The 25,450-nt window shown below is 59.3% G+C and carries 25 protein-coding genes and 1 pseudogene; 19 read left to right on the plus strand and 7 right to left on the minus strand.

Features of this window, described 5'->3' with window-relative positions; genetic code table 11:
- Positions 1-30 precede the first annotated feature (30 nt).
- Together ACZ5FP_RS11535 and ACZ5FP_RS11540 are read left to right on the plus strand one after the other, a co-directional pair.
- A complete protein-coding gene (locus ACZ5FP_RS11535; protein WP_464660241.1) occupies positions 31-813 on the plus strand; it encodes a ThuA domain-containing protein in 783 nt (260 codons plus the stop codon).
- Between the two features lie 109 nt (positions 814-922).
- Positions 923-1,972 carry a Gfo/Idh/MocA family protein gene (locus tag ACZ5FP_RS11540; RefSeq protein ID WP_464660243.1) on the plus strand — a complete coding sequence of 350 codons (1,050 nt, stop codon included), beginning with the start codon at positions 923-925 and terminating at the stop codon, positions 1,970-1,972.
- Positions 1,973-2,063: 91 nt separating this feature from the next.
- On the opposite strand, the gene ACZ5FP_RS11545 is transcribed toward ACZ5FP_RS11540, so the two are convergent.
- The 5 genes from ACZ5FP_RS11545 to ACZ5FP_RS11565 are packed head-to-tail and all read right to left on the minus strand — an operon-like array spanning position 2,064 to position 7,524.
- Positions 2,064-3,272, minus strand: a complete 1,209-nt coding sequence (locus ACZ5FP_RS11545) for a molybdopterin molybdotransferase MoeA (protein WP_464660244.1) — start codon at positions 3,270-3,272, stop codon at positions 2,064-2,066.
- Between the two features lie 3 nt (positions 3,273-3,275).
- Positions 3,276-3,776: a cyclic pyranopterin monophosphate synthase MoaC gene (gene moaC / locus ACZ5FP_RS11550; protein ID WP_464660246.1), complete on the minus strand. Its 501-nt coding sequence runs from the start codon at positions 3,774-3,776 to the stop codon at positions 3,276-3,278.
- Complete coding sequence (trpC, locus tag ACZ5FP_RS11555; RefSeq protein ID WP_464660247.1) at positions 3,773-4,591, minus strand: indole-3-glycerol phosphate synthase TrpC; 819 nt, start codon at positions 4,589-4,591, stop codon at positions 3,773-3,775. Before trpC ends, moaC begins: the two co-directional genes overlap by 4 nt.
- A 2-nt stretch (positions 4,592-4,593) precedes the next feature.
- Positions 4,594-5,613: an anthranilate phosphoribosyltransferase gene (trpD, locus tag ACZ5FP_RS11560; protein WP_426136858.1), complete on the minus strand. Its 1,020-nt coding sequence runs from the start codon at positions 5,611-5,613 to the stop codon at positions 4,594-4,596.
- 18 nt (positions 5,614-5,631) lie between these two features.
- Complete coding sequence (locus ACZ5FP_RS11565) at positions 5,632-7,524, minus strand: SurA N-terminal domain-containing protein (RefSeq protein ID WP_464660249.1); 1,893 nt, start codon at positions 7,522-7,524, stop codon at positions 5,632-5,634.
- Between the two features lie 154 nt (positions 7,525-7,678).
- Between ACZ5FP_RS11565 and tpiA the strand changes: the two genes are divergently transcribed.
- The 17 genes from tpiA (at position 7,679) to ACZ5FP_RS11650 (ending at position 23,467) form a co-directional block, all read left to right on the plus strand.
- Entirely contained in the window at positions 7,679-8,443 is a 765-nt protein-coding gene (tpiA, locus tag ACZ5FP_RS11570) for a triose-phosphate isomerase (RefSeq protein WP_464660251.1), read from the plus strand.
- 112 nt (positions 8,444-8,555) lie between these two features.
- A complete protein-coding gene (gene secG, locus ACZ5FP_RS11575; RefSeq protein ID WP_464660253.1) occupies positions 8,556-9,032 on the plus strand; it encodes a preprotein translocase subunit SecG in 477 nt (158 codons plus the stop codon).
- A 208-nt stretch (positions 9,033-9,240) separates the two neighbouring features.
- A complete protein-coding gene (locus ACZ5FP_RS11580) occupies positions 9,241-9,921 on the plus strand; it encodes a L,D-transpeptidase (protein WP_223615007.1) in 681 nt (226 codons plus the stop codon).
- Between the two features lie 145 nt (positions 9,922-10,066).
- Positions 10,067-11,695: a CTP synthase gene (locus ACZ5FP_RS11585; RefSeq protein ID WP_223615006.1), complete on the plus strand. Its 1,629-nt coding sequence runs from the start codon at positions 10,067-10,069 to the stop codon at positions 11,693-11,695.
- A gap of 55 nt (positions 11,696-11,750) precedes the next feature.
- The gene (locus ACZ5FP_RS11590; protein WP_464660255.1) at positions 11,751-12,647 is read left to right on the plus strand and encodes a VOC family protein; all 897 of its coding nucleotides are present in this window, start codon (positions 11,751-11,753) and stop codon (positions 12,645-12,647) included.
- Positions 12,647-13,477: a 3-deoxy-8-phosphooctulonate synthase gene (gene kdsA, locus ACZ5FP_RS11595; RefSeq protein ID WP_464660257.1), complete on the plus strand. Its 831-nt coding sequence runs from the start codon at positions 12,647-12,649 to the stop codon at positions 13,475-13,477. The genes ACZ5FP_RS11590 and kdsA overlap by 1 nt, the downstream gene beginning before the upstream one ends.
- A gap of 142 nt (positions 13,478-13,619) precedes the next feature.
- Positions 13,620-14,897 (plus strand): phosphopyruvate hydratase, encoded by a 1,278-nt coding sequence (gene eno / locus ACZ5FP_RS11600; protein ID WP_223615004.1) that lies wholly within the window; start codon positions 13,620-13,622, stop codon positions 14,895-14,897.
- 182 nt (positions 14,898-15,079) lie between these two features.
- The gene (locus ACZ5FP_RS11605; RefSeq protein ID WP_223615003.1) at positions 15,080-15,412 is read left to right on the plus strand and encodes an FtsB family cell division protein; all 333 of its coding nucleotides are present in this window, start codon (positions 15,080-15,082) and stop codon (positions 15,410-15,412) included.
- 128 nt (positions 15,413-15,540) lie between these two features.
- A complete protein-coding gene (gene pdhA, locus ACZ5FP_RS11610) occupies positions 15,541-16,572 on the plus strand; it encodes a pyruvate dehydrogenase (acetyl-transferring) E1 component subunit alpha (protein ID WP_346305418.1) in 1,032 nt (343 codons plus the stop codon).
- Between the two features lie 13 nt (positions 16,573-16,585).
- Positions 16,586-17,980: a pyruvate dehydrogenase complex E1 component subunit beta gene (locus ACZ5FP_RS11615; protein ID WP_464660260.1), complete on the plus strand. Its 1,395-nt coding sequence runs from the start codon at positions 16,586-16,588 to the stop codon at positions 17,978-17,980.
- Between the two features lie 16 nt (positions 17,981-17,996).
- On the plus strand, positions 17,997-19,328 hold the full coding sequence (locus ACZ5FP_RS11620) for a pyruvate dehydrogenase complex dihydrolipoamide acetyltransferase (protein WP_223615000.1): 1,332 nt from the start codon (positions 17,997-17,999) through the stop codon (positions 19,326-19,328).
- 8 nt (positions 19,329-19,336) lie between these two features.
- Positions 19,337-19,975, plus strand: coding sequence for an SGNH/GDSL hydrolase family protein (locus ACZ5FP_RS11625; RefSeq protein WP_464660261.1), 639 nt, complete (start codon positions 19,337-19,339; stop codon positions 19,973-19,975).
- Positions 19,976-19,998: 23 nt separating this feature from the next.
- Positions 19,999-21,444, plus strand: coding sequence for a dihydrolipoyl dehydrogenase (lpdA, locus tag ACZ5FP_RS11630; RefSeq protein WP_223614998.1), 1,446 nt, complete (start codon positions 19,999-20,001; stop codon positions 21,442-21,444).
- A 22-nt stretch (positions 21,445-21,466) separates the two neighbouring features.
- Positions 21,467-21,730: a hypothetical protein gene (locus tag ACZ5FP_RS11635; protein ID WP_403174018.1), complete on the plus strand. Its 264-nt coding sequence runs from the start codon at positions 21,467-21,469 to the stop codon at positions 21,728-21,730.
- Between the two features lie 15 nt (positions 21,731-21,745).
- A complete protein-coding gene (locus tag ACZ5FP_RS11640; RefSeq protein WP_223614997.1) occupies positions 21,746-22,024 on the plus strand; it encodes a GlsB/YeaQ/YmgE family stress response membrane protein in 279 nt (92 codons plus the stop codon).
- 14 nt (positions 22,025-22,038) lie between these two features.
- Entirely contained in the window at positions 22,039-23,004 is a 966-nt protein-coding gene (gene lipA / locus ACZ5FP_RS11645) for a lipoyl synthase (RefSeq protein ID WP_130269307.1), read from the plus strand.
- 4 nt (positions 23,005-23,008) lie between these two features.
- On the plus strand, positions 23,009-23,467 hold the full coding sequence (locus ACZ5FP_RS11650; protein WP_105732851.1) for a type II toxin-antitoxin system RatA family toxin: 459 nt from the start codon (positions 23,009-23,011) through the stop codon (positions 23,465-23,467).
- A 77-nt stretch (positions 23,468-23,544) separates the two neighbouring features.
- Here ACZ5FP_RS11650 and ACZ5FP_RS11655 read toward each other — a convergent pair whose 3' ends face one another.
- On the minus strand, positions 23,545-24,174 hold the full coding sequence (locus ACZ5FP_RS11655) for a DUF1062 domain-containing protein (RefSeq protein ID WP_464660264.1): 630 nt from the start codon (positions 24,172-24,174) through the stop codon (positions 23,545-23,547).
- Between the two features lie 355 nt (positions 24,175-24,529).
- A pseudogene (locus ACZ5FP_RS11660) lies at positions 24,530-25,256 on the minus strand (class I SAM-dependent methyltransferase).
- Positions 25,257-25,450 lie beyond the last annotated feature (194 nt).

Below are 25,450 nucleotides of genomic sequence, written 5' to 3' on the forward strand. Positions count from 1 at the left end.
ACCGCATATGCAATGAATAGGAAGACAAAGATGACCATCCGCACGCTCGTCTGGGGCGAAAATGTTCATGAACAGCTGAACAAGACCGTCGCCGAAATCTACCCCGAAGGCATGCACAACCAGATTGCCAAGCTTCTGAAGTCCGACAGCAATATCGCGGTCAAGACCGCCACCCTGCAGGAACCCGAACACGGCCTGACCGACAAGGTACTGGACGAAACCGATGTGCTGATCTGGTGGGGGCACCGCGCCCATGGCGATGTCGCCGACGACGTGGTCGAGCGCGTTGCCAAGCGTGTCTGGGAAGGCATGGGCATCATCGTCCTGCACTCAGGCCATTTCTCCAAGATCTTCAAGCGCCTGATGGGCTCGCCCTGTGCGCTGCACTGGCGGGAAGCCGGTGAGCGCGAGCGGCTCTGGGTGGTCAATCCCGGCCATCCCATCGCAAAAGGCCTGCCACGCTATTTCGAGCTGGAAAACGAAGAGATGTATGGCGAGCCGTTCTCCGTGCCGGAACCGCTCGAGACGATCTTCGTCTCATGGTTCCAGGGCGGCGAGGTGTTCCGTTCCGGCCTGACCTACCGCAAGGGCGCGGGCAACGTGTTCTATTTCCGTCCCGGCCACGAAACCTATCCAACCTATCACGACGAGACGGTCGGGCTTGTCCTGCGCAATGCGGTGAACTGGGCTTATAACCCCAACCGCTATCCGGAACTCAATACGGCGCCGAACACGCCGGTCGAACAGGCCATCGAGCCCATCACCGCCCGCGGCGGCAGCCTGCATGAAGCCGGCGAGGAAGGTTTCCGCTAAACGCCGATCCGATCGGGGACGGCCCGCGCGCGGCCGTTTCCAATATCCGCAGTATCAATGCCGGCACCGCGTTGCAGCGTGCGGCACATTCATGTGAAGGACTGGACCAATGCGTCTTTTGATCTTGGGTACCGGCAGTATGGCCAATTCCCATGCCAAGAATTTCGCTGAAATCGAAGGGGTAACACTGGCGGGCGCGGTGGATGTCGATCCGGGCCGGGCGGAAGCGTTCCGCGCGGAATATGGCATCGAGCGGGCATTCACCTCGCTGGAGGAGGCACTGGCCTGGGGCGATTTCGATGCGGTGGCCAATGTTACGCCCGACAGCATCCACCACGCCACGACCCTGCAGTGCATCGCGGCGGGCAAGCACGTGTTCTGCGAAAAGCCGCTTGCGGCCAATTATGAAGACGCCGCCGAAATGGCCGACGAGATCGAGGCGGCGGGTCTCGTCGGCATGGTGAACCTGACCTATCGCAATGTCGCGCAGTTGCAGGCGGCCCGCAAGTTGGTCACCAGCGGCCAGATCGGCAAGGTCAGGCACGTGGAAGCATCGTACCTCCAGAGTTGGCTTGTCTCGAAAATGTGGGGCGACTGGCAGACGGAAAGCCGCTGGCTCTGGCGTCTGTCAAAGAAGCACGGCTCCAATGGCACGCTTGGTGACGTCGGCGTGCATATTCTCGATTTCGTCGTCTATGGCACCGATACGGAAATCGACGAGGTGTTCTGCCGCCTCAAGGCATTCGACAAGGCGGAAGGCAATCGCATCGGCGAATATGAACTCGACGCCAATGACAGTTTCACCATGACGGTGAGCTTCACCAATGGCGCGCTGGGTGTCGTCCATTCAAGCCGCTGGGCCACGGGACATGTCAATGAGCTGCGCCTGCGCGTCTACGGCGACAAGGGTGCATTCGAAGTCGTGCACCGTCATGACGGCTCCAAGCTGCTGGTCTGCCTCGGCGAGGACGTCGAAACGGCGGTGTGGAAAGAGGTCGAGGTCGAGCCTGTCGCGACGAACTATCAGCGGTTTGTCGAGGCGGTCAAACAGGGCAAAACACTCGAACCATCTTTCCGGCACGCGTCTAGGTTGCAAAAAGCAATAGACCTTGCCAATATAACGGAAAGTGACCGTAGAGAGCACCGGTTAACTGCCTGATTTGAGTATAAGAATTGCCTTGGGTTGCTCTCAGGCGATACCGCTCTGGAGTTGTGGACTGACCCATGACTCCAGAGGCCCGGTTTTTAAATCAGCGTAACATCAGGATTGTACAGGGCGAACCGGCGGCAAGGGCTGGCGCATGCGGTTCGCGGATGATCAGTCCATTGGCGTCGGCGAGGAATTTCAGCATGGATGAATCCTGCAGCGGAAACGGCGTCGCGGTCAGCGTGCCATCCGGTCCGGTGACGATGCGCGCCCGGACGTAATCCTGCCTCTGGTCATTGGTGGGCATATCAGTGCCGAGAACCGCAGCGCGCAGATCGGGCGCGTGCGATAGCCCCATGAAGGTGCGGATAAGCGGCGTCAGGAATATATGCGCACAGATCAGGCTCGATACGGGATTGCCGGGCAGGCCGAGAATGCGCATGCCCTGGAGATGGCCGAACATCAGCGGCTTGCCGGGACGCAGGGCGATTTTCCAGAAATCGAGTTCCATGCCGCGCGCGGCAAGGGCAGGCTGGACCAGATCATGGTCGCCAACCGAGGCGCCGCCGAGTGTCACCAGGATATCGGCCTGCGCTGCAACAGCGCGGTCCAGCGCATCGCTCAACGCTTCGAGCCGGTCTTCGGCAATGCCCAGATCGATGGCGATGCCGCCCGCATTGCGGACGATTTCAGCCAGACCATAACTGTTGGAAGCAATGATCTGGTCGGGCCGGTAGCTTTCGCCGGGGCTGACCAGTTCATCGCCGGTCGCCAATATCGCGACGCGCGGACGCCGCACGACGGACAGATGCGGATGATCGGCGGATGCGGCGAGGGCAAGGGCCGCCGGATCAAGCTGCCGGCCGGCGGCAAGCAGGACATCGCCGCTGTTGAAATCGAGGCCGGCCGCGCGGATGTTGCGGCCAAAAGCAATGGTCTCGACGATCTCCACCTCGTCGCCATGCGGCAAAGTATTTTCCTGAATGACCACGCTGTCGGCACCCGCCGGCACCGGTGCGCCGGTGAAGATGCGCACGGCTTCGCCCGGATCGACCGAGCCTTGGAAGGCATGCCCGGCAGCGGATTGACCCACCAGCTTCAGGCGGACAGGCACGCTGGCGACATCGGCGGCGCGCACGGCATAGCCATCCATCGCCGAGGCGGCAAAGGGCGGTTGTTGGCGGGTGGCATGCAGGTCGGCAGCGAGCACGCGTCCGCCCGCATCGCCGAGCGCAACGGTTTCCGGTTCAAGCAGATCCACATTGGCCAGGATGCGCCGCAGCGCTTCGTCAACCGGAAGGAGGTCTGCCATCGTTCAATTCCCGTCTGAAGTTTCCGCGGACCAATCGCCGGATTTCCCGCCCGATTTCTGCAACAGGCGAATGTCCTGAATGATCATACCCTTGTCGGCGGCTTTTGCCATGTCGTAGATCGTCAGGCATGCAATGGAAACCGCGGTGAGCGCTTCCATTTCGACACCGGTTTTACCCGTCAGCTTGACGGTGGCACGCACCCGCAGACCCGGCAGGGCCTTGTCGGCGTCGATATCGACACTGATCTTGCTCAGAAGCAGCGGATGGCAGAGCGGAATGAGGTCATGGGTTTTCTTGGCGGCCATGATCCCGGCGATGCGGGCCGTTCCGATGACATCGCCCTTCTTGGCATTGCCGGAAAGGATCAACTCGAGCGTTTCCGCCAGCATCCGCACGGACCCTTCCGCCACGGCAACCCGTTCAGTCTCGGCCTTGCCACCGACATCGACCATATGGGCCGCCCCGGTGCTGTCGAGATGGGTCAGCTTCGGCGCGGTTGTCATGCGGCGCTTGTCTGCTGGTCCGCTGTGCCATGCAGAAGCGCGTGGGTCGCTGCCGCCACATCGCTCTGGCGCATCAGGCTTTCACCGACGAGGAAGCTGCCGATGCCCGATTTGGCGAGGCGCTGGCAATCCGCATGGGTGAAGACGCCGCTTTCGCTGACGAGCAGCTTGTCCGCCGGCACCATTCTGGCCAGTCGTTCGGATACGGCGAGATCCACATGGAACGTGCGCAGATCGCGGTTGTTGATGCCAAGAAGCGGCGAGGTAAGCTTCAGCGCCCGGTCCATCTCGGCTTCGTCATGCACTTCGACCAGCACATCCATATCAAGCGCCATCGCCGTTTCTTCGAGCGCTGCGGCCAGCGCATCGTCGACGCTCGCCATGATGATCAGAATGCAATCGGCGCCCCAGCTGCGAGCTTCAAAGACCTGATAGGTATCGAAGAGAAAATCCTTGCGCAGGGCAGGCAGGCTGACGGCGGCACGGGCTGCAGTCAGAAATTCCGGTGCCCCTTGAAACGACGGTGCATCGGTCAGCACGGATAGGCAGGCTGCGCCACCCTGTTCATAGGCCTTCGCCAGCGCGGGTGGATCGAAATCCGGGCGAATCAGGCCTTTGGAAGGGCTCGCCTTCTTGATCTCGGCGATCAGGCCGAATGTATTGGCGGCGCGTTTCCGCTGCAAAGCGCTGAGAAAACCGCGTGGGGCGTCCTGATCCCTGATCCGGGCCTTGAGGTCATCGACGCTCAGACGTGTCTTGGCCGCAGCAATCTCTTCACGCTTGTAGGCTTCGATCTTGCGAAGAATATCAACCATGGTCAGTCAGCCTTGCTGTTGGATACGTGCACCAGCTTCTTTAGCACATTTCGCGCCGCACCGCTGTCGATGGAATGGGCCGCCATGCTGATGCCGGTTTTCAGGTCGCCGGTGGCGCCAGCGACAACCAGTCCGGCACCCGCATTGAACAGGGTGATATCGCGATAGGCGCCATGCGCGCCGTCAAGGACGGAGAGCAGCGAGACCGCGTTTTCTTCCGCCGTGCCGCCCTTGAGATCCTGGGGATCGACAAGACGCAGGCCAAAGGCTTCGGGTTCGATCTCGAAGGTGCGGATCACACCGTTCTCAAGGGCAGCGACTTTGGTGACGCCCGCCGTGGTGATCTCGTCGAGACCGTCGCCATGCACGACCCATACGGATTCCGAACCGAGGTTCTTCAGCACCTGCGCGATGGGTTCAACCCATTCGGGCGCATAGACGCCGACGAGCTGGCGGGTAACGCCAGCGGGATTGGTCAACGGGCCCAGCAGATTGAAGATGGTGCGGGTGCCAAGTTCGACCCGGGCGGGGCCGACATGCTTCATCGCCGGATGGTGCGACGGCGCGAACATGAAGCCGATGCCGGCTTCCTCGATGCAGGTGGAAATCAGATCGGGACCGATTTCGATGTTGATGCCGAGCGCCGCCAGCGTATCGGCCGCGCCGGAGCGCGAGGAGAGGGCGCGATTGCCGTGCTTGGCAACCGGCACGCCGGCGCCGGCCGCCACAAAGGCGGCGCAGGTTGAAACGTTGTAGGAACCCGACTGGTCCCCGCCGGTGCCGACGATATCGATGGCGCCGGGCACGGCCTTCACGGGAAGCATTTTCGAGCGCATGGCCGAGACCGCTCCGGCAATCTCGTCAACCTGCTCGCCGCGCACCCGCAAGGCCATGAGCAGGGCGCCGATCTGCGCCGGGGTTGCCTGTCCCGACATCATGATGTCGAAGGCTTCCACGGCTTCCTCGCGGGAAAGCGCTTTTCCCGCTGCCGCAATGCCGATGAAACGTTTCAGTTCAGCCATTCCTGGGTCTCACTGCAATCACTGGCGGGCAAGCGCCTGATTAATAACGGTCTTGTTGATGGTGACGGGATAGACGGTCTGCAACTGCATGACCAGCTGATCGAGCAGATCGTCGGACAGGCGCGACGTGAAGGTATCCTTCTCCGCCTTGGTCAGCGAGTCGGGTCCCACATTCAACGGTTCGATCGATTCCGTCACCTTGAAGATCAGCTTCGACTGGTCCGCCGCCGATTCCGTAACGCCGACCAGACCGTTGGGCCCGTCGAACACCGAGGCAACGCCGCCGACACCGAGGTCGGTATCCTTTGACTGGCGCGTGATGCCGCGTTTGGTTTCCTTGGTGAACTTGAATTCGGCCGCGATGTCGTCAAGCGATGTGCCGGATGCAACGCGCTTGCGCACTTCCTCTGCCTTTTCATTGAGGCGCTTTTCAAGCTCGGCCGTCCGCCAGTTGTCCGTGACCCGCGCCTTCACTTCGTCGAGGGTGCGGTCGCGTGCCGGTGTGATGCCGGTGACATCGTACCAGAGGAAACTGTTCGGACCGATATTGAGCGGCTCATTGTCAAAACCCTGATCGGCAAGGAAGGCAGCAGCCAGAAGATTTTCACCGAACGGAATACCGGGAATCTCCTTGTCGTCCGGTCCGCGACCCGACTGGTCGACGGCATCAATGGTGACCACCTTGAGGTTCTGTTTGGCAGCGGCATCGGCCATGGTCGCGCCGTCGGCCCGGGCATTCTCATAGGCGTCGTGCACGGACATGACAGACGATGCGGCGAGGGAAAGCGCGATCGTCTCGCGAATGTCCTTCTCCACTTCGGAAAGCGGTTTGATGACTTGCGGTGCGGCGGCAGTCACCCGCACGATGACCGGGCCAAACGCGCCGGTGATCACGTCGCTGACATTTCCGGCCTGAAGCTTGAAGATCGCTTCGGCAATGGTCTGGTCGGGCAGGGCGTTGCGCTGGAACGTGCCAAGACGCACGTCATTCATTGTCTTGCCTTCGGCCTTCACTTCATCATCGAACGAGGTGCCTGCAGCCAGACGGTCATGGGCAGCCTTGGCGGCATCGGCATTGGCAAAAGTCAGCTGTTCGATGGTGCGGGTTTCCGGCGAGGTATAGCGGGCAATGTTCTTGTCATATTCCGCCTTGATCTCCTCGGGCGAAACCGACGCCTGGTCGGCAATGTCCTTGGGTTCAAGCTTGACGTAGGTGATCTTGCGGTACTGCGGCGCGGCGTAGGCTTCCTTGTTCGCATCGAAATAGGTCTTCAGGTCCGCATCGCTGGGGGCGGGGATGTCGGTGATGAAGGATTTCGGCATCGAGACGTAATCGATGGTGCGGGATTCGCCTTTATAGGTCGCGACCGCCTTCAGCAGTGTGTCGGGCACCGTGATGCCGTCGGCGACGGCTTCGACGATCTGCTGGCGGCGGGCGATCTTGCTGCGGCTGTCGAGATAGCCCTGTGGGGTCATGCCGGCATTGCGCAGCACCAGATCAAACTGGCCGGGATTGAAACGGCCGTCAGGTCCCTGAAACGCCGGATCTTCGGCGGCCAGCTGTGCCAGGCGATCCTTGGACAGGCCAAGCGACATCTTCCGCGCTTCCTCGTCGAGCACGACACCGGCGACAAGCTGCGCCTGCACCTGATTGCTGACGCCAATGGCATCGGCTTGTTCGCGGGTGAAACGCTGGCCAAAACGCTGCTGCAGGGCGGCAAGCTGGCGGTCATAGGCCAGACGATATTCGACCGGTGAGACTTTCGAGCTTCCGGCGCTGATCGCCGAACCATTGCCGACGGCGCTGAGAATGGTATTGGAAACGCCCCAGCCAACAAAACTGACGCCAAGAAGAGCAAGAAGCAGCTTGGCTACCCAGGTCTGGGCCACGTCGCGCAAGGAATCGAGCATAGAAAGTCACCGTAACAGTATGAGGCTCAAATTGAATTGCTTAGGGGAATAGCGTCATGAAGGGCTTGTGTCGATTGCTTTATCAAGTGAATTTGCTAGTCAGACAATCAAATGACCGAGAAATCATCAAATCTATCGTCTTGAGGAACGCCGAATGACCCCTGATGTCCGTCCACTCGTCGCTGGTAACTGGAAAATGAACGGGACGGGAGAGTCTCTGGATGAACTGCGCATTATCGTCAACCGGCCGAATTCGGCCATTGGCGAGAAGATTGACGCATTGATCTGTGTGCCGGCCACGCTGGTTTTCCGGGCAGCCCAGTCCGTCGAAGGCGAGGCGCTTGCCATTGGCGGCGAGGACTGCCATGCGAAAAAGTCCGGCGCGCATACGGGCGATATCTCCGCCGACATGTTGAAGGATGCCGGCGCATCGCATGTCATTGTCGGGCATTCCGAGCGACGCACGGATCACGGCGAGACCGACGCGATGGTCAATGCCAAGGCCGTGGCCGCATGGGATGCCGGACTGGTCGCGATCATCTGCATCGGCGAGACCGAAGCACAGCGCAAGGCCGGAGCGACACTCGATATCATTGCAACGCAGCTCGCCGGTTCCATCCCCGACGGAGCCACCGCTGCCAATACGGTTATCGCGTACGAGCCCGTATGGGCGATCGGGACCGGTTTGACGCCGACCGCGGGGGATGTCCGTGAGGTTCACGCGTCGATCCGTGCGGCGCTGACCGCGCGTTTTGGTGCGGAAGGCGCGCGGCAGCGCATTCTCTATGGCGGCTCGGTAAAGCCGTCCAATGCGGTCGAGCTTCTGGGCATCGCGAACGTCGATGGTGCACTTGTTGGCGGCGCGAGCTTGAAAGCGGTGGACTTCCTGGCCATCTGTGAGGCGTACCATTCGCTCTGACGAGCATCAAAAGCGCCGAATTGCCGAGAAAACTGTCCGCTGACGGGCTTGGTTTATTAAGAGATACGGTGTAAAGAGCCGCGTCCGACACCTAGAAAGCAGAAAATACCCCATGCAAACCGTCGTCATCGTCATTCATCTTCTGATTGTACTTGCCCTCGTTGGAGTTGTGCTCATGCAGCGCTCTGAAGGCGGCGGTCTTGGGATCGGTGGCGGCTCGGGTTTCATGAGCGCACGCGGCGCTGCCAACGTGCTCACGCGGGCAACGGCGATTCTTGCGACGGGCTTTTTCATCACGTCCCTGGCGCTTGGCATCATGTCGCGCTACGCCGAAAGCCCGACGGATATTCTCAACCGTATCCCGGCAACGACGGGCGGACAGCCCGCAACCGGCGGACAGCCAGCTGGCAGCGGCGGCATTCTCAACCAGCTTCCGGGTGCTGCGACCACAACGCCGCCGGCCTCTGACGCTTCGGCACCGGCAGCACCAGCGGCACCGGCACCGGCACCGGCCGAATCAACAGCGCCTGCGCCTGCTGCTCCGGCCGCGCCGGCGCAGCCTGCAAACCCCGTTCCCAATTCGCAGTAACCGCCGCTGAAACTGATTCTTTGCGGATGCGCAGCAAATGTGTTGCGCTTCCGCAACCCTTGGCGGTGAAGAATCAGTCTGGGCTGTTCTTCACGGTGATTTGCATTGAGTGGAAAACAGTCTTCAGATATCGCCATAGTCAGGTTTGGCCTTGGGGGCCTGGCAAGTGCCGCTGATGGCGCGTGCATATTATCCGGGAACTAACACTATGATTTCACGTCGCTCTCTGCTCATCGGAATTTCTGTTCTGGCCATGTCCGGATCGGCATTCGCTCAGTCCACCGTCAATACGGCCGCAACGCCTGCCGATGCGGCAAAGGTTGACACGACGCCAACCGCTTCCACTGCAAAACCAGCTAAGGTTTCGCAGGCCCGTAAGCCCGCCCGTGCAACGGCGGCAGCGGCCAAGCGCAACTATTCGCTCGATCCCAAGTATCTGCCGCAGGACGTTTCCTTCACCGGTTACAAGACCGGCACCATCGTCATCGATCCGAAGCAGAAGTTCCTTTATCTGGTTGAGTCCTCCACGACCGCACGCCGCTATGGCATTGCCGTCGGCAAGGAAGGTCTCGAATTCAAGGGTACCGCCGAAATCCGCACCAAGCGCGAATGGCCCCGTTGGATCCCGACCAAGGAAATGATCGAGCGCGAACCAAATCACTACGCCAAGTATGAGAACGGCATGGACGGTGGTCCAGGCAATCCGCTCGGCGCGCGCGCGCTCTACCTTTCACAGGGCAACAAGGATACCTATATCCGTATTCACGGTACCGTGCAGCCCTGGACCATCGGCAGCTCCGCTTCGAACGGTTGTTTCCGCATGGTCAATGATCACGTGATCGATCTTTACAACCGCGTCACTGTTGGCACGGAAGTGGTTGTACTGTAAGAACTATTCGTCGCTGAATTGAAACGGCCAGACCTAACGTCTGGCCGTTTTGCTTGTTTGAAAAAGATATTGGCACGGGAAAAACGGCTTTCATGCCGATTTTCTTGTGGCCAAATCACTCACAAAGGACTAACGAGATAAGCCCATGGCCCGATATGTTTTCATCACTGGCGGCGTGGTTTCTTCCCTCGGAAAAGGCATCGCCGCAGCTGCTTTGGCAGCCCTCCTTCAGGCTCGTGGATACCGTGTACGGATTCGCAAGCTTGATCCTTATCTCAACGTCGACCCCGGCACGATGTCGCCGTATCAGCACGGCGAGGTCTTTGTGACCGACGATGGCGCTGAAACTGACCTCGATCTTGGTCATTACGAGCGCTTTACGGGGCGTCCTGCCAACAAGCAGGACAATATCACCACCGGACGCATCTACCGCAACATCATCGAGAAGGAACGCAGGGGCGACTACCTCGGCGCAACCGTTCAGGTGATTCCGCACGTCACCGATGAGATCAAGAATTTCATCGTCGACGGCAATGAGGATTACGATTTCGTGCTGTGCGAAATCGGCGGTACGGTCGGCGATATCGAAGCGATGCCGTTCCTCGAGGCGATCCGCCAGCTCGGCAACGACCTGCCGCGCGGCAGCGCTGTCTATATCCACCTGACCCTGATGCCCTATATCCCCGCAGCGGGCGAACTGAAGACCAAGCCGACCCAGCACTCCGTCAAGGAACTGCGCTCTATCGGTATCGCCCCGGATATTCTGCTGATTCGTGCGGATCGCGAGATTCCGGAATCGGAACGCCGCAAGCTGTCGCTGTTCTGCAATGTCCGCTCGTCTGCGGTCATCCAGGCGCTCGACGTCGATACGATCTATGACGTTCCGATGGCCTATCACAGGGAAGGCCTCGATTCGGAAGTTCTGGCGGCATTCGGGATCGATCCTGCACCAAAGCCCCGCATGGAGCGTTGGGACGAGGTCAGCAAGCGTATCCACAATCCGGAAGGCGAGGTCACGATTGCCGTCGTCGGCAAGTACACCGGCCTCAAGGATGCCTACAAATCGCTGATCGAAGCCCTGCACCATGGTGGCATGGCCAACAAGGTGAAGGTCAATCTCGACTGGATCGAATCGGAAATCTTCGAACAGGAAGACCCGACGCCCTATCTGCAGAAGGTACACGGCATTCTGGTGCCGGGCGGCTTCGGCGAGCGCGGTTCGGAAGGCAAGATTCTGGCGGCAAAATTCGCCCGCGAGAAGAAGGTCCCGTATTTCGGTATCTGCTTCGGCATGCAGATGGCGGTCATCGAGGCCGCTCGTTCGCTGGCAGGCGTCGAGAAGGCATCGTCCAGCGAATTCGGCCCGACGAATGAACCGGTCGTCGGTCTCATGACCGAGTGGCTCAAGGGCAACATGCTGGAGAAGCGCACACAGGCTGGCGATCTCGGCGGCACCATGCGTCTGGGCGCCTACGAAGCCATGCTGAAATCCGGCACGCGGATTGCCGACATCTATGGCTCGACCGATATATTCGAACGGCATCGCCACCGTTACGAGGTGAACATCGATTACAAGGACCGTCTGGAAGATTGCGGTCTGGTGTTTTCGGGCATGTCGCCGGACGGTGTTCTGCCTGAGACCATCGAATATGCCGATCATCCATGGTTCATCGGCGTCCAGTACCATCCGGAACTGAAGTCGCGGCCATTCGAACCGCATCCGCTGTTCGCCTCGTTCATTCGTGCGGCCATGGACCAGAGCCGGCTCGTTTGAAACAATATGGGGTGTGGCTTGAATTGCAGTCCGCATTGAGGCACACCCTTTTCCCATGACCATAGCAACGCCGCGCACGCCCCGACCTGTTGATCATCTGGTTCTGCCGACGGTGGATCTCGATACGGCGCGCCAGCGTCTGGAAGCGCTCGGCTTTACTGTTGCGCCATCAGCGCAGCATCCGTTTGGCACGGAGAATGCCTGCGTCTTCTTCTCGGATAACACCTATCTTGAACCCCTTGCCATCGCACAGCGCGAAACCTGTGAAACCGAAGCCAGAAATGGCAATGTTTTTGTTGCGCGCGATCAGGCCTATCGTTTCCGCCAGGGCCAGGAAGGTTTTTCCGCCCTGGTCATGGGAACGCAGGATGCTGGGGCAGATCACAAGGAGTTTGTGAAATCAGGCATTTCAGCTGGCGAAATACTCGATTTTTCAAGAGCCTTCAAAACACCTGATGGTGCAGAAGGCGTGGCCGGTTTCCGTCTTGCCTTTGCCGCGGATCTGCGGGCTCCCGATGCCTTCTTCTTTACCTGCCAGCGTGTCAATCCACCGAAAGTGGACCGCACGGCCCTGCAGACTCACAGGAATGGCGCGGTCGGCTTGCGTGAGATCGTGCTGTCGGAAGTCAATCCGACGGATTTCCAGTATCCCTTGCAGGAACTGGTCAACCAGCGCGACGTCAACGCCCATTCCTTCGGCATGGATATCCGCGCTGCCAATGCCAATATCACCGTGCTGACGCCTGCCGGTCTTCGATCCTTTCTCGGTCTGGATGCGCCGGAAAACGAGCGGGGTTTGCGCTTGCAGGCCTTTGTTGTCGGTGTTCGCGATCTGGCTGCGGTTGAAACGCTGCTCGCCAACAACAATATCTCCACCGAAAAGCGCGGCTCCCGCCTGATTGTGCATAGGGCACCGGGACAGGGCGCTGCCATTGTATTTGAGGCTGCCTGATGTCCCTGAATTGCACTGTCTCCGCCGGCCCGGTTGCCTTTTCCAATACCGCGCAGTTTTCGCTGATTGCCGGACCCTGCCAGATGGAAAGCCGCCAGCATGCCTTCGACATGGCGGGTGCGCTGAAGGAGCTGACGGGCAAGCTCGGCATCGGACTGGTCTACAAGTCGAGTTTTGACAAGGCCAACCGGACGTCGCTGACCGGCAAGCGCGGCTTTGGCCTTGAAAATTCGTTGCCGGTTTTCGCCGATATCCGCAAGGAGTTCGGACTGCCGACGCTGACCGACGTTCATACGGAAGAGCAGTGCGCGGTTCTGGGCGAAGTCGTCGATGTGCTGCAGATCCCGGCGTTTCTCTGCCGCCAGACGGATCTGCTGATCGCCGCCGCCAAGACCGGCAAGGTGGTCAACATCAAAAAAGGCCAGTTCCTTGCGCCCTGGGATATGAAAAACGTCATTGCCAAGGTCACGGAAAGCGGCAACCCGAATGTGATGGTGACCGAGCGCGGCGCATCCTTCGGCTACAACACGCTGGTATCGGACATGCGTTCGCTGCCGATCATGGCGGGCTTCGGCGCGCCGGTGATTTTCGATGCGACTCATTCGGTGCAGCAGCCGGGCGGGCAGGGTGGTTCCACCGGCGGGCAGCGCGAGTTTGTCGAGACGCTGGCGCGTGCCGCCGTTGCCGTCGGCGTGGCCGGTGTGTTCATCGAAACGCACCAGGACCCGGACAATGCGCCATCGGACGGCCCGAACATGGTGCCGCTCGACCAGATGCCGCGTCTTCTGGAAAAGCTGCTGGAGTTCGACCGGATCGCCAAGTCGGCGTGATCTGATTTTCAGGAAAAGGCCGTCTCTGACGGCCTTTTTTCTGTTTTGAGCAACAATTCGTCTTCATGGGGATTTTCCTTGTCATCTTCATTCGCTATTCCAGTGGCGAATGCTGCCCAATGCAAATTGAAGGAAAAGCCTTATGACTGCTATTGTCGATATTATTGGCCGTGAAATTCTGGATAGTCGCGGGAACCCGACTGTTGAGGTCGATGTCATTCTCGAAGACGGCTCACTGGGCCGCGCGGCGGTCCCATCCGGCGCCTCGACGGGTGCACATGAGGCCGTGGAACTGCGCGATGGTGGCACACGCTATCTCGGCAAGGGCGTTCTGAAGGCTGTCGATGCCGTCAATGGCGAGCTGTTCGATGCAATCGGCGGTCTCGACGCGGAAAACCAGATCCACATCGACAAGACCATGATCGATCTCGATGGCACGCCGAACAAGAGCCGTCTTGGCGCCAACGCCATTCTCGGCGTATCGCTCGCCGTTGCCAAGGCCGCCGCTGAATCCTCCGGCCTGCCGCTCTACCGCTATCTCGGTGGACCGAACGCCCATGTCCTGCCGGTGCCGATGATGAACATCATCAACGGCGGCGCGCATGCCGACAATCCCATCGATTTTCAGGAATTCATGATTCTCCCGGTTGGCGCATCGTCACTGGCCGAAGCCGTGCGTTACGGTGCGGAAGTGTTCCACACGCTGAAGAAGCGCCTGAAGGATGCCGGCCACAACACCAATGTGGGCGACGAGGGCGGTTTTGCGCCGAACCTGAAGACGGCACCGGCTGCACTGGACTTCATCATGGAGTCCATCGAGAAAGCCGGTTTCAAGCCAGGCGAAGAAATCGCCATCGGTCTCGATTGCGCTGCAACCGAATTCTTCAAGGACGGCAATTACGTCTATGAAGGCGAGAAGAAGAGCCGCGATCCGAAGACCCAGGCAAAGTATCTGGCCAAGCTGGCGGCTGACTACCCGATCATCAGCATCGAAGACGGCATGTCCGAAGATGACTGGGAAGGCTGGAAATACCTGACTGACCTCATCGGCGACAAGTGCCAGCTCGTCGGCGACGATCTGTTCGTCACCAATTCGGCTCGTCTGCGCGATGGCATCAAGATGGGCGTGGCCAATTCCATTCTCGTCAAGGTCAACCAGATCGGCACGTTGTCGGAAACCTTCGACGCGGTCGATACGGCGCATCGCGCTGGCTATACCGCCGTCATGTCGCACCGCTCCGGTGAAACCGAAGACTCGACGATTGCCGATCTCGCCGTCGCCACCAATTGCGGACAGATCAAGACCGGCTCGCTTTCCCGCTCCGACCGGATCGCCAAGTACAACCAGCTGATCCGTATCGAGCAGGAACTCGGACCGCAGGCCCGTTACGCCGGCCGCGGCATTTTCCGCAGCCTCTGATACGCGTTACATTCGAGCGATGGAGATGGCGGGCCCTGTGCCCGCCATTTTGTTTTGGTGGGGCGGCCCCAGGGCAGCGGGAACGGCAAATTTAATCGGCTGTTAAGCAAAACATTGTTTTATGGCCGTGTGACTAATCGGGCCATCGTGACCTGATTCCGCATCCCTTCGGGTCATTTGCCATGTGGACAAAACAGAGACGGAAAACCAATCGCGGACGGCTTGTCGTGCCGATCCTTGCCTCGATGTTTTTCGCCTATTTCGGTTTCCATGCCTATCACGGCGAATACGGTCTCTATTCCACCATCAAGCTGCAGGATCAGACCCGGCTGCTGCGCGCCCAGTACGACGCGGTCAAGGCGTCGCGCACGGAGCTTGAACGGGAAGTACAACTTATGCATGATGGAACAATCGAGCGGGACATGTTAGATGAACAGGCCCGCAAGGCGTTGAATGTATCGCGGCCGGACGAAGTCACAATTATGCGTGGCTCGGGTGATTTAACTATTAACTGAATTCCGGTTAATTCACTTTTTATCGTGCATTTTGAACGTCTTATTTGCATAGCTCTTATTCAATTCTGCATATTGTAAGTTCTGCTCCTGCTGCTATTGTCGTCCGACAAAATAACAGGGAGTGAGATATGGCTACGAGGGCGAAAAAAAGCCCTGCGCGTTCTGCGCAGACCTCTGCTGTCAAAGCACCAAAACCAATCGAGTACACAAAGGAGCAGGAGCTCCACGCCTACGGCGAAATGCTGCTGATCCGGCGCTTCGAAGAAAAGGCCGGCCAGCTCTACGGTATGGGTTTCATTGGCGGTTTCTGCCATCTCTATATCGGTCAGGAAGCTGTTGTGACCGGCATGCAGGCGACACTGGTTGAAGGCGATCAGGTCATCACCGGTTATCGCGACCACGGCCACATGCTGGCCTGCGGCATGAGCGCCCGGGGCGTCATGGCCGAACTGACCGGACGCCGCGGCGGCCTTTCCAAGGGCAAGGGCGGCTCCATGCACATGTTCTCGAAAGAGAAGCACTTTTACGGCGGTCACGGCATCGTCGGTGCGCAGGTCTCCCTCGGTACGGGCCTCGCCTTTGCCAATCGCTACCGCGACAACGGCAATGTCTCCCTGGCTTATTTCGGTGACGGCGCTGCCAACCAGGGCCAGGTCTACGAAAGCTTCAACATGGCGGCGCTCTGGAAGCTGCCGGTCATTTACATCATTGAAAACAACCGTTACGCCATGGGTACGGCGGTTTCCCGCGCTTCGGCCGAAACCGATTTCTCCCGTCGCGGCATTTCCTTCAACATTCCCGGTATTCAGGTCGATGGCATGGATGTCCGCGCCGTTCAGGCTGCTGGCGAAGAAGCCACCGCATGGGCGCGCTCCGGCAAGGGCCCGATGATCCTGGAAATGCAGACATACCGGTATCGCGGTCACTCCATGTCGGATCCGGCCAAGTACCGTTCCAAGGACGAAGTGCAGAAGATGCGCTCCGAACACGATCCCATCGAGCAGGTGAAGAGCCGGTTGATCGACAAGGGCTGGTCCACCGAGGACGACCTGAAGAAGATCGACAAGGACGTTCGCGACATCGTTGCCGACGCAGCGGATTTCGCCCAGTCCGATCCGGAGCCGGATGCATCCGAGCTCTATACCGACATTCTGCTCTAAGGGAGGCGCAACCATGCCTGTAGATATTCTGATGCCAGCGCTCTCGCCGACCATGGAAGAGGGCAAACTGTCGAAATGGCTGAAAAAGGAAGGTGACAAGGTCACATCCGGTGACGTTCTCGCAGAAATCGAAACCGACAAGGCGACGATGGAAGTGGAAGCGGTCGATGAAGGCACCATCGGCAAGATTCTTATTGCTGAAGGCACCGACAACGTGAAGGTCAACACCGTCATCGCCGTTCTCCTGGGCGACGGTGAAAGCGCCGATGCCGCCAGCGCGCCAAAGGCTGCAGCCGTTGAAGCGCCTGCCAAGGCGCAAGAAGCCCCGCAGCAGGAAGCGGAGGCTGCAAAGCCCGCCGCGACCGTTCCGGCCGCGCCGAAGACTGAAGTTGCCGCCGATCCGGATATTCCGGCAGGCACCGAGATGGTCTCGACCACCGTGCGCGAAGCGCTGCGCGACGCCATGGCGGAAGAAATGCGCCGTGATCCCAACGTCTTCATCATGGGTGAAGAAGTCGCCGAATATCAGGGCGCCTACAAGATCACCCAGGGCCTGCTCGACGAATTCGGTCCGCGCCGCGTTGTCGATACGCCGATCACCGAACACGGCTTTGCCGGCGTGGGTGTTGGCGCTGCCATGACCGGCCTGCGCCCGATCGTTGAATTCATGACCTTCAACTTCGCCATGCAGGCGATTGACCAGATCATCAATTCGGCGGCCAAGACGCTCTATATGTCCGGCGGCCAGATGGGCGCACCGATGGTGTTCCGTGGTCCTTCCGGCGCGGCTGCCCGCGTCGCGGCCCAGCACTCCCAGTGCTATGCCGCTTGGTACAGCCATATTCCGGGCCTCAAGGTCGTCATGCCCTACACGGCTGCCGATGCGAAGGGTCTGCTCAAGGCTGCGATCCGCGATCCGAACCCGGTCATCTTCCTCGAAAACGAAATCCTCTACGGTCACTCCTTCGATGTGCCGAAGCTCGATGATTTCGTCCTGCCGATCGGCAAGGCCCGCATCCACAAGAAGGGCACGGACGTCACGCTCGTCTCCTTCGGCATCGGCATGAACTACACGGTGAAGGCTGCGGAAGAGCTGTCCAAGCTCGGCATCGATGCTGAGATCATCGATCTGCGCACCATCCGTCCGATGGACATTCCGACGGTTGTCGAATCGGTCAAGAAGACCGGTCGCTGCGTCACCATCGAGGAAGGCTATCCGCAGTCTTCGGTCGGCACGGAAATCGCTACCCGCGTCATGCAGCAGGCTTTCGATTATCTCGATGCGCCGATCCTGACGATTGCCGGCAAGGACGTCCCGATGCCTTACGCGGCCAATCTGGAAAAGCTGGCATTGCCGAACGTTCAAGAAATCGTCGAGGCCGTCAAAGCTGTGACATACACAGCGTAAAGGGGAGGAAATCGATATGCCGATCAATATCACCATGCCGGCTCTTTCTCCCACGATGGAAGAGGGCAATCTGGCCAAATGGCTTGTCAAGGAAGGCGATAAGGTTGGTCCCGGCGATGTGATTGCCGAGATCGAAACCGACAAGGCAACGATGGAAGTCGAAGCGGTCGACGAGGGCACGGTTGCCAAGATCGTGGTTCCCGCCGGTACGGAAGGCGTCAAGGTCAATGCGCTGATCGCCATTCTGGCGGCGGACGGCGAAGATGTCGGTGCTGCTGCCAAGGGTGGCGACGCAGCTCCCGCGAAAGCAGAAGCCGCACCTGCGCCCGCCAAGGCCGAAGCACCCAAGGAAACGGCGCCAGCGCCGGCTGCACCAGCCGCCGCTGTTGCTGCTCCGGCAAAGTCCGGCGACCGGACATTCTCGTCGCCGCTGGCCCGCCGGATCGCCAAGGACGCCGGTATCGATCTTTCCGCTGTAACGGGCTCCGGCCCGCATGGCCGCGTCATCAAGAAAGACGTCGAGGCAGCAATCTCTGGCGGCGGTGCCAAGGCACCTGCGGCAGCTGCAGCGGCCACGCCGGCAGCGGCTCCTAAGCCCATGTCGGACGATACGGTGCTGAAACTGTTCGAGGAAGGCTCCTACGAGCTTGTGCCGCATGACGGCATGCGCAAGACGATCGCCAAGCGTCTGCTGGAAGCCAAATCGACGGTTCCGCATTTCTATCTGACGGTCGATTGCGAACTCGACGCATTGCTGGCGCTGCGTGCCCAGATCAATGCGGCATCGCCGATGCGCAAGACGGAAAAGGGCGACGTTCCTGCCTACAAGCTGTCCGTCAATGACATGATCATCAAGGCGATGGCTCTGGCCCTGCGCGATGTTCCGGACGCCAATGTGTCCTGGACCGAAGCCAACATGGTCAAGCACAAGCATTCCGACGTGGGCGTTGCCGTGTCGATCCCCGGCGGCCTGATCACGCCGATCATCCGCAAGGCCGAGGAAAAGACCTTGTCCACCATCTCCAACGAGATGAAGGACCTGGCCAAGCGCGCGCGCGACCGCAAGCTGAAGCCCGAGGAATACCAGGGCGGCACGACTGCGGTTTCCAACCTCGGCATGTTCGGCGTCAAGGACTTCGCCGCCATCATCAACCCGCCGCATGCCACCATTCTGGCAATCGGTGCGGGTGAAGAGCGGGCCGTCGTCAAGAAGGGTGAGATCAAGGTTGCCACGGTCATGTCCGTGACGCTTTCGACCGATCACCGCGCTGTCGATGGAGCCTTGGGTGCCGAGCTTGCTCAGGCCTTCAAGCGCCACATCGAAAACCCGATGGGCATGCTGGTCTGAGGCCGCCAATGAAAACGGTCCTCTGCTATGGCGATTCATTGACCTGGGGGTACATTCCCGACGGGTCAGGACGCCATGCGCTGGGCGATCGCTGGCCACAGATTTTGCAGGCAGAGCTTGGCGGCAACGTGAATGTTGTCGCGGATGGTCTGAACGGGCGGACAACCGCGTTCGACGACCATCTCTCGGGGTTTGAACGCAATGCTGCCAAGACGCTGACCACGGCGCTTGGCACGCATTTTCCGCTTGATCTGGTGATCGTCATGCTCGGCACCAACGACATGAAGAGCTTTATCTGCGGCAATGCGCAGGGCGCCAAGCGCGGCATGCAGCGGCTGATCGAGATCATCCGTACTGCGCCGTACCAGCTTGATGCGAAAGCACCTGACGTCCTGATCATGTCACCGCCGCCGCTGGGCGAGACGGACGGTCCGGAATTCCGGCTGGTGTTCGAGCAGGGCATCGAACAGTCGCGCCTGCTCGCCGCCTTTTATGAAGATGCCGCCCGGCAGGCCGATTGCGCGTTTTTCGATGCGGGATCGGTGGCGAAGACATCGCCGGTCGATGGCGTGCATCTGGATGCAGACAATACACGGGCAATCGGCAAGGCCATTGCACCAATCGTTCGAGGCATACTCGATATTTAGTTCAGTCTTAGGAGGACCGAGACTTGGCCAATAATTACGACGTGATCATCATTGGTTCCGGCCCGGGCGGCTATATCGCCGCTATCCGTTCCGCGCAGCTGGGATTGAAGACGGCCATCGTGGAACGCGAGCATCTCGCCGGTATCTGCTCCAACTGGGGCTGCATACCGACAAAGGCGCTGCTGCGCTCGGCGGAAATCTTTCATTACGCCGAACACGCGAAGAATTACGGCCTGAAGATCGAAGGCAGCGTGACTGCAGATCTCAAGGCCATCGTTGCACGCTCGCGCGGCATTGCCGAGCGGATGAATGGCGGCGTCGGCTTCCTGATGAAGAAGAACAAGGTTGATGTCATCTGGGGCGAGGCCAAGCTGACCAAGCCCGGCGAGATCGTCGTCTCCAAGACCACCAAGAAGCCGGTCGAGCCGCAGGCGCCGCTGCCCAAGAATACCCTGGGCGAGGGCACTTATACGGCCAAGCATATCATCATCGCCACCGGTGCCCGTCCGCGCGCGCTTCCCGGTATCGAGCCGGATGGCAAGCTGATCTGGACCTATTTCGAGGCGATGAAGCCGGAAGAAATGCCAAAGTCGCTGCTCGTCATGGGTTCCGGTGCCATCGGTATCGAATTCGCGTCGTTCTACCGCACGATGGGCGTCGATGTGACCGTCGTCGAAGTCATGCCGCAGGTCATGCCTGTCGAAGACACCGAGATTGCCAACTTTGCCCGCAAGCAGTTCGAAAAGCAGGGCATGAAGATCATTCTCGATGCCAAGGTGACCAAGGTCGAGAAGTCAGCCAATTCCATCACCGCCCATGTCGAAAAGAAGGACGGCAAGGTCGAAAAAATCACCGCGGACCGCATGGTCTCGGCTGTCGGCGTGCAGGGCAATATCGAAAACATCGGCCTTGAGGCACTCGGCATCAAGACGGATCGCGGCTGCATCGTCATCGACGGCTATGGCAAGACCAACGTTCCCGGCATCTATGCCATCGGCGACGTCGCTGGGCCGCCCATGCTGGCGCACAAGGCCGAGCACGAGGCTGTGATCTGTGTCGAGAAGATCGCCGGATTGCCGAACGTGCATCCGATGGACAAGGCCAAGATTCCGGGCTGCACCTATTGCAACCCGCAGGTCGCTTCCGTTGGTTTGACCGAAGCCAAGGCGAAAGCGGAAGGCTATGACGTCCGCGTCGGCCGTTTCCCGTTCGTCGCCAACGGCAAGGCGATTGCGCTGGGTGAAGACCAGGGTATGGTCAAGACCGTCTTCGACAAGAAGACCGGCCAGCTCCTCGGCGCCCATCTCGTCGGTGCTGAGGTGACGGAACTGATCCAGGGTTTTGTGGTTGCGATGAACCTCGAAACGACCGAAGAAGAACTGATGCACACGATCTTCCCGCATCCGACCCTGTCGGAAACGATGAAGGAAAGCGTGCTGGATGCCTATGGACGTGCACTGAACGCCTGATAACGAAAGGAATTCCGGTCCGTTGGTCACCATCAAGGACAGCAAACCCTGGATTCGCCTGTCATGGGCAATCCTCAAATGGTCGACCCTGATCGGCTTTGGGCTGGGGTTTGCTGCGTCTGCCTTGAGTCTGGTTTCCGGCAACACCATATCCATCAATGGCACGGCCATCGGCGGCTGGACCGGTGTGTGGGTGGTGACTTTTGCCTGCGGGTTGGGTGGTTTTCTTTTCGGTGCTATATGGGCTCTGGTGTTTCGTGCCATTGCGATTGCATCAGGACGATAGGGCGAGCGAGGGAAGATGGATCAGCCAGTCGGTATCATGAGCATGCCCGGTGTCGGTTTCTTCGGGATGCTGGTCATCGGCTTCATCGCCGGATATATCGCGGAAAAGGCGATGAGCCGCAATCATGGCTTGTTCACCAATATTCTTGTTGGTATTGCCGGATCGTTCGTGGGTGGCACGCTGGCCGGATTGTTGAATTTCAACTTTTACGGCTTTTTTGGAAATCTGATTGTTGCGACGGCGGGCGCGATTATCATTCTCTGGATTTTTGGCAAAGCCAGATCCTCGAATTAAACTAGGAAGTCCTGATGGTAACGGTTCTCGATACGATCGATCAAAAGCGGCGCCTGCGGCATCCGGAAAAGGCGCATCGTCCGGATACGGAAATTCTGAAGAAGCCGGACTGGATTCGCGTCAAGGCGCCGGTCTCCAAGGGCTATGCGGAAACGCGCGAGATCGTGCGCTCGCACAGCCTCGTGACCGTGTGCGAAGAGGCCGGTTGCCCGAATATCGGCGAGTGCTGGGACAAGAAGCACGCCACCTTCATGATCATGGGCGAGATCTGCACCCGTGCCTGCGCGTTCTGCAACGTCGCAACGGGATTGCCGACGGCGCTTGATCCGAACGAGCCGGAAAATGTCGGCAAGGCCGTCAAGAAGATGGGCCTAACCCATGTGGTCATCACCTCGGTCGACCGCGACGATCTTCCCGATGGCGGCGCCCAGCATTTTGCCGACGTCATCAACGCGATCCGCGCGATTTCTCCCGGCACAACGGTTGAAATCCTCACGCCGGATTTCCTGCGCAAGGACGGTGCGCTTGAGATCGTCGTTGCCGCGCGCCCCGACGTGTTCAACCACAATCTGGAAACGGTGCCTTCCAACTATCTCAAGGTGCGTCCGGGTGCCCGTTATTTCCATTCCATCCGCCTGCTGCAGCGGGTGAAGGAACTCGATCCGACCATCTTCACCAAATCCGGCATCATGGTCGGCCTCGGCGAAGAGCGCAACGAAGTGCTGCAGCTGATGGACGACCTGCGTTCGGCCAATGTCGACTTCATGACCATCGGCCAGTACCTGCAGCCGACGCGCAAGCATCATCCGGTTCTCAACTATGTCACGCCAGACGAATTCAAGTCCTATGCGACCATCGCCAAGACCAAGGGCTTCCTGGTGGTTGCATCGAGCCCGCTCACACGCTCGTCGCACCATGCGGGTGATGATTTCGCCAAGCTGAAGGCTGCACGCGAGGCGCTGCACGCCAACAGAAGCTGACTGAATGCCGAAATTCGATACGACACGCCCCGTGGTGCATCGGGCCGAGCAGATGTTCGATCTGGTGGCGGACGTGGAAAGCTATCCGCAGTTCCTGCCAATGTGCGAAAGCCTGAAGGTGCGCTCACGCAAGGAGCGGGACGGCAAGACGCTGCTCATCGCCGATATGACCGTAGGCTACAAGCTGATCCGCGAGACGTTTACCAGCCAGGTCCTGCTCAAGCCGGACGAGAAGGTGATCGAGACCAAATATGTCGACGGGCCGTTTCGCTATCTCGACAACAAATGGCAGTTCGTGCCCTCCGCAAACCCGGAACATTCCGAGGTCAAATTCTACATCGACTATGAATTCAAAAGCCGCACGCTTGGTTTCTTGATGGGATCGATGTTCGATATTGCCTTCCGGAAATTCACCGAGGCCTTTGAAAAACGCGCCGACCAGATTTACGGCCGCGATTCATAACGCAAAACCATCTTTTGATTTGCCGGATAACTAAAACACCCCACAGCGCAGGAATCACCGCCGTGGGGTGTTCTGTTTCAGCCGTTTACCTGTCTGCTTGCCGCATCGATAATCCAGCCGCGCTCTGGTTCGTCGGAAATATCCAGGAGAACGACCAGACCGTCTCCAATGCTTTTTCGCAGAATGTTGCGGCCGGATGGCGCCGTGGACAGCAGACCGTCGCTTTCGAGTGTCTGTATCCGGCTGCGGGATAAAGCCAGTTCCGAAGCCAGAAGCCGGTCAAGGCGCACGGTTGTTGTCAACGGCAGTATGAGTTCGATCGACAGATGGGTTACATCCGGCGCGTGAGATAGAACCTGCTTCCTGACGGTAACATCCGAGAACTCCGTGACCTCCATTGCCTTCAACCCCACTGGATTGAATGCCAGACGGTTAAGCCATTCCGGATCGTTGGTCTGAAGCGCTGCAAGGGTTTGCAGGTCGATATCCCGGACATGCCTGCGCTCGAAAATCGTGCGGTTCCACGTGTTGTCGCAGACCGTGCATTTGTAGATGAGCCAGGCGTCGAGTTTGCGGCCATTGGCGTTGAGCCGGGCCTTGCCGCTGGATTGGAAGGGCCGCACGCAGCGGCAATGGCTGCAGGTGATGCGAGGCTGGGGAGCCGTTCGTGGAACAATGGTCCATTGGACGCAGAGAGTATTGGACATGCCGTCTTGATCTTCCTTTTGGAAGTTCAGCAAGAAGGCTGTCAGACAGTCATGGACTGAGCGCGGTGTGGCGTGTTCGGGGATGGGAAGAGTTTTGGGCCGATGCGTCTGCGCAAAGCACACGCTTGAATTGCCAACCGGCCTCTAACTCTGCCACCCGCTGAACATGTGTCAGCACTGCCGGAACGCAACGCGCATTGTCAGCAGCACAGGGTAATACAGGCGAGACCGGTCTTTACGATGGCAAAATGAGACTCCAGGCGGGTCAAAAACTCTTCCGCGCTGAGCCGTATCAAAATCCGGGCGCCATTGGAAGCCCCCGGATTTCTCCCGATCAAACGGCGTCTTGCGGCTCTTAGCGCTGTGCGGCAACCAGCAGGAACATCGGCCGCTCCAGTTCCTCGGCAAGCTCGGGCCTCGCGATGATCTGTTCTTTCGTCGGCTTCCATTCTTCCACGTTGGAGATGGCGAAACCCGCCTTCATCAGCAGATTGAGAATGGTGCCGATTGTCCGGTGCTGTTTGATGACGCCTTTGGCCAGCCAGTCGGTCACACGCGGTCCCTCGACCAGATAGCCGTCGACGGGCCAGGATTTGCGGCCTTCCGCATCAATCGACCAGCCGGGACGGGATGGTGCCATAAAGATGGGATGTTCCATCGAGAAGATGAATGTCGCGCCGGGAACGAGTGCCTTGTGAACGGTCCGGAACAGCCCGGCCAGATTGTCGATGTAATGCAGGGTGAGTGAACTGTAGGCAAGATCAAACGCTGCTTCGGGCAAGTCAAGCACCTCCAGATCGGCTCTGTCATAACGAATGGCCGCATCTGTCGACATTGATCGTGCCCGCGCCAGCATGTTTTCCGAAACATCGAGGCCCAGCACCTCTGCGGCACCGTTCTCGCGCCCAGCGGGCAAACCAGCCAAAACCACAACCGAGATCCACGGCGCGCAGGCCGTTAAGGTCTGGCATCAGCGCCTGCAAGGCAGGCCACTCCGCGGCACTGGCAAGACCGCCCACCGAGCGGCCCAACTGGCTGTAGCCTTCGAAGAAGGCCGGCGTATCATAAATATTCTGTGTCATCGTGTTCTCCATCTTGATGCCGATGGACGGCGCGCACCATAAAAAAGCCCCGTCCGTTGCCGGCGGGGTTTGTTGGTGACGCGTTGCGCTTTTCGATCAGCGTGCACGAAGTCCCTGCATCCCGCCTGTTGGGATGCCGGCAACCCGCGCAACAATCAAAACGTCATTCTCGATCATGGAACCGATATCCCATG

This window comes from Phyllobacterium sp. T2-21 (assembly GCF_055378485.1).

Bases quoted from the DNA above. Each gene is read 5' to 3' on its own strand.
- ACZ5FP_RS11655 (WP_464660264.1), bottom strand. From the start codon at position 24,174: ATGTCCAATACTCTCTGCGTCCAATGGACCATTGTTCCACGAACGGCT.
- lipA (WP_130269307.1), top strand. From the start codon at position 22,039: ATGGTAACGGTTCTCGATACGATCGATCAAAAGCGGCGCCTGCGGCAT.
- ACZ5FP_RS11580 (WP_223615007.1), top strand. From the start codon at position 9,241: ATGATTTCACGTCGCTCTCTGCTCATCGGAATTTCTGTTCTGGCCATG.
- eno (WP_223615004.1), top strand. From the start codon at position 13,620: ATGACTGCTATTGTCGATATTATTGGCCGTGAAATTCTGGATAGTCGC.
- ACZ5FP_RS11650 (WP_105732851.1), top strand. From the start codon at position 23,009: ATGCCGAAATTCGATACGACACGCCCCGTGGTGCATCGGGCCGAGCAG.
- ACZ5FP_RS11545 (WP_464660244.1), bottom strand. From the start codon at position 3,272: ATGGCAGACCTCCTTCCGGTTGACGAAGCGCTGCGGCGCATCCTGGCC.
- ACZ5FP_RS11605 (WP_223615003.1), top strand. From the start codon at position 15,080: ATGTGGACAAAACAGAGACGGAAAACCAATCGCGGACGGCTTGTCGTG.
- ACZ5FP_RS11615 (WP_464660260.1), top strand. From the start codon at position 16,586: ATGCCTGTAGATATTCTGATGCCAGCGCTCTCGCCGACCATGGAAGAG.
- ACZ5FP_RS11585 (WP_223615006.1), top strand. From the start codon at position 10,067: ATGGCCCGATATGTTTTCATCACTGGCGGCGTGGTTTCTTCCCTCGGA.
- moaC (WP_464660246.1), bottom strand. From the start codon at position 3,776: ATGACAACCGCGCCGAAGCTGACCCATCTCGACAGCACCGGGGCGGCC.
- secG (WP_464660253.1), top strand. From the start codon at position 8,556: ATGCAAACCGTCGTCATCGTCATTCATCTTCTGATTGTACTTGCCCTC.
- ACZ5FP_RS11565 (WP_464660249.1), bottom strand. From the start codon at position 7,524: ATGCTCGATTCCTTGCGCGACGTGGCCCAGACCTGGGTAGCCAAGCTG.
- ACZ5FP_RS11620 (WP_223615000.1), top strand. From the start codon at position 17,997: ATGCCGATCAATATCACCATGCCGGCTCTTTCTCCCACGATGGAAGAG.
- pdhA (WP_346305418.1), top strand. From the start codon at position 15,541: ATGGCTACGAGGGCGAAAAAAAGCCCTGCGCGTTCTGCGCAGACCTCT.
- ACZ5FP_RS11535 (WP_464660241.1), top strand. From the start codon at position 31: ATGACCATCCGCACGCTCGTCTGGGGCGAAAATGTTCATGAACAGCTG.
- tpiA (WP_464660251.1), top strand. From the start codon at position 7,679: ATGACCCCTGATGTCCGTCCACTCGTCGCTGGTAACTGGAAAATGAAC.
- ACZ5FP_RS11625 (WP_464660261.1), top strand. From the start codon at position 19,337: ATGAAAACGGTCCTCTGCTATGGCGATTCATTGACCTGGGGGTACATT.
- ACZ5FP_RS11590 (WP_464660255.1), top strand. From the start codon at position 11,751: ATGACCATAGCAACGCCGCGCACGCCCCGACCTGTTGATCATCTGGTT.
- ACZ5FP_RS11540 (WP_464660243.1), top strand. From the start codon at position 923: ATGCGTCTTTTGATCTTGGGTACCGGCAGTATGGCCAATTCCCATGCC.
- trpC (WP_464660247.1), bottom strand. From the start codon at position 4,591: ATGGTTGATATTCTTCGCAAGATCGAAGCCTACAAGCGTGAAGAGATT.
- kdsA (WP_464660257.1), top strand. From the start codon at position 12,647: ATGTCCCTGAATTGCACTGTCTCCGCCGGCCCGGTTGCCTTTTCCAAT.
- trpD (WP_426136858.1), bottom strand. From the start codon at position 5,613: ATGGCTGAACTGAAACGTTTCATCGGCATTGCGGCAGCGGGAAAAGCG.
- ACZ5FP_RS11640 (WP_223614997.1), top strand. From the start codon at position 21,746: ATGGATCAGCCAGTCGGTATCATGAGCATGCCCGGTGTCGGTTTCTTC.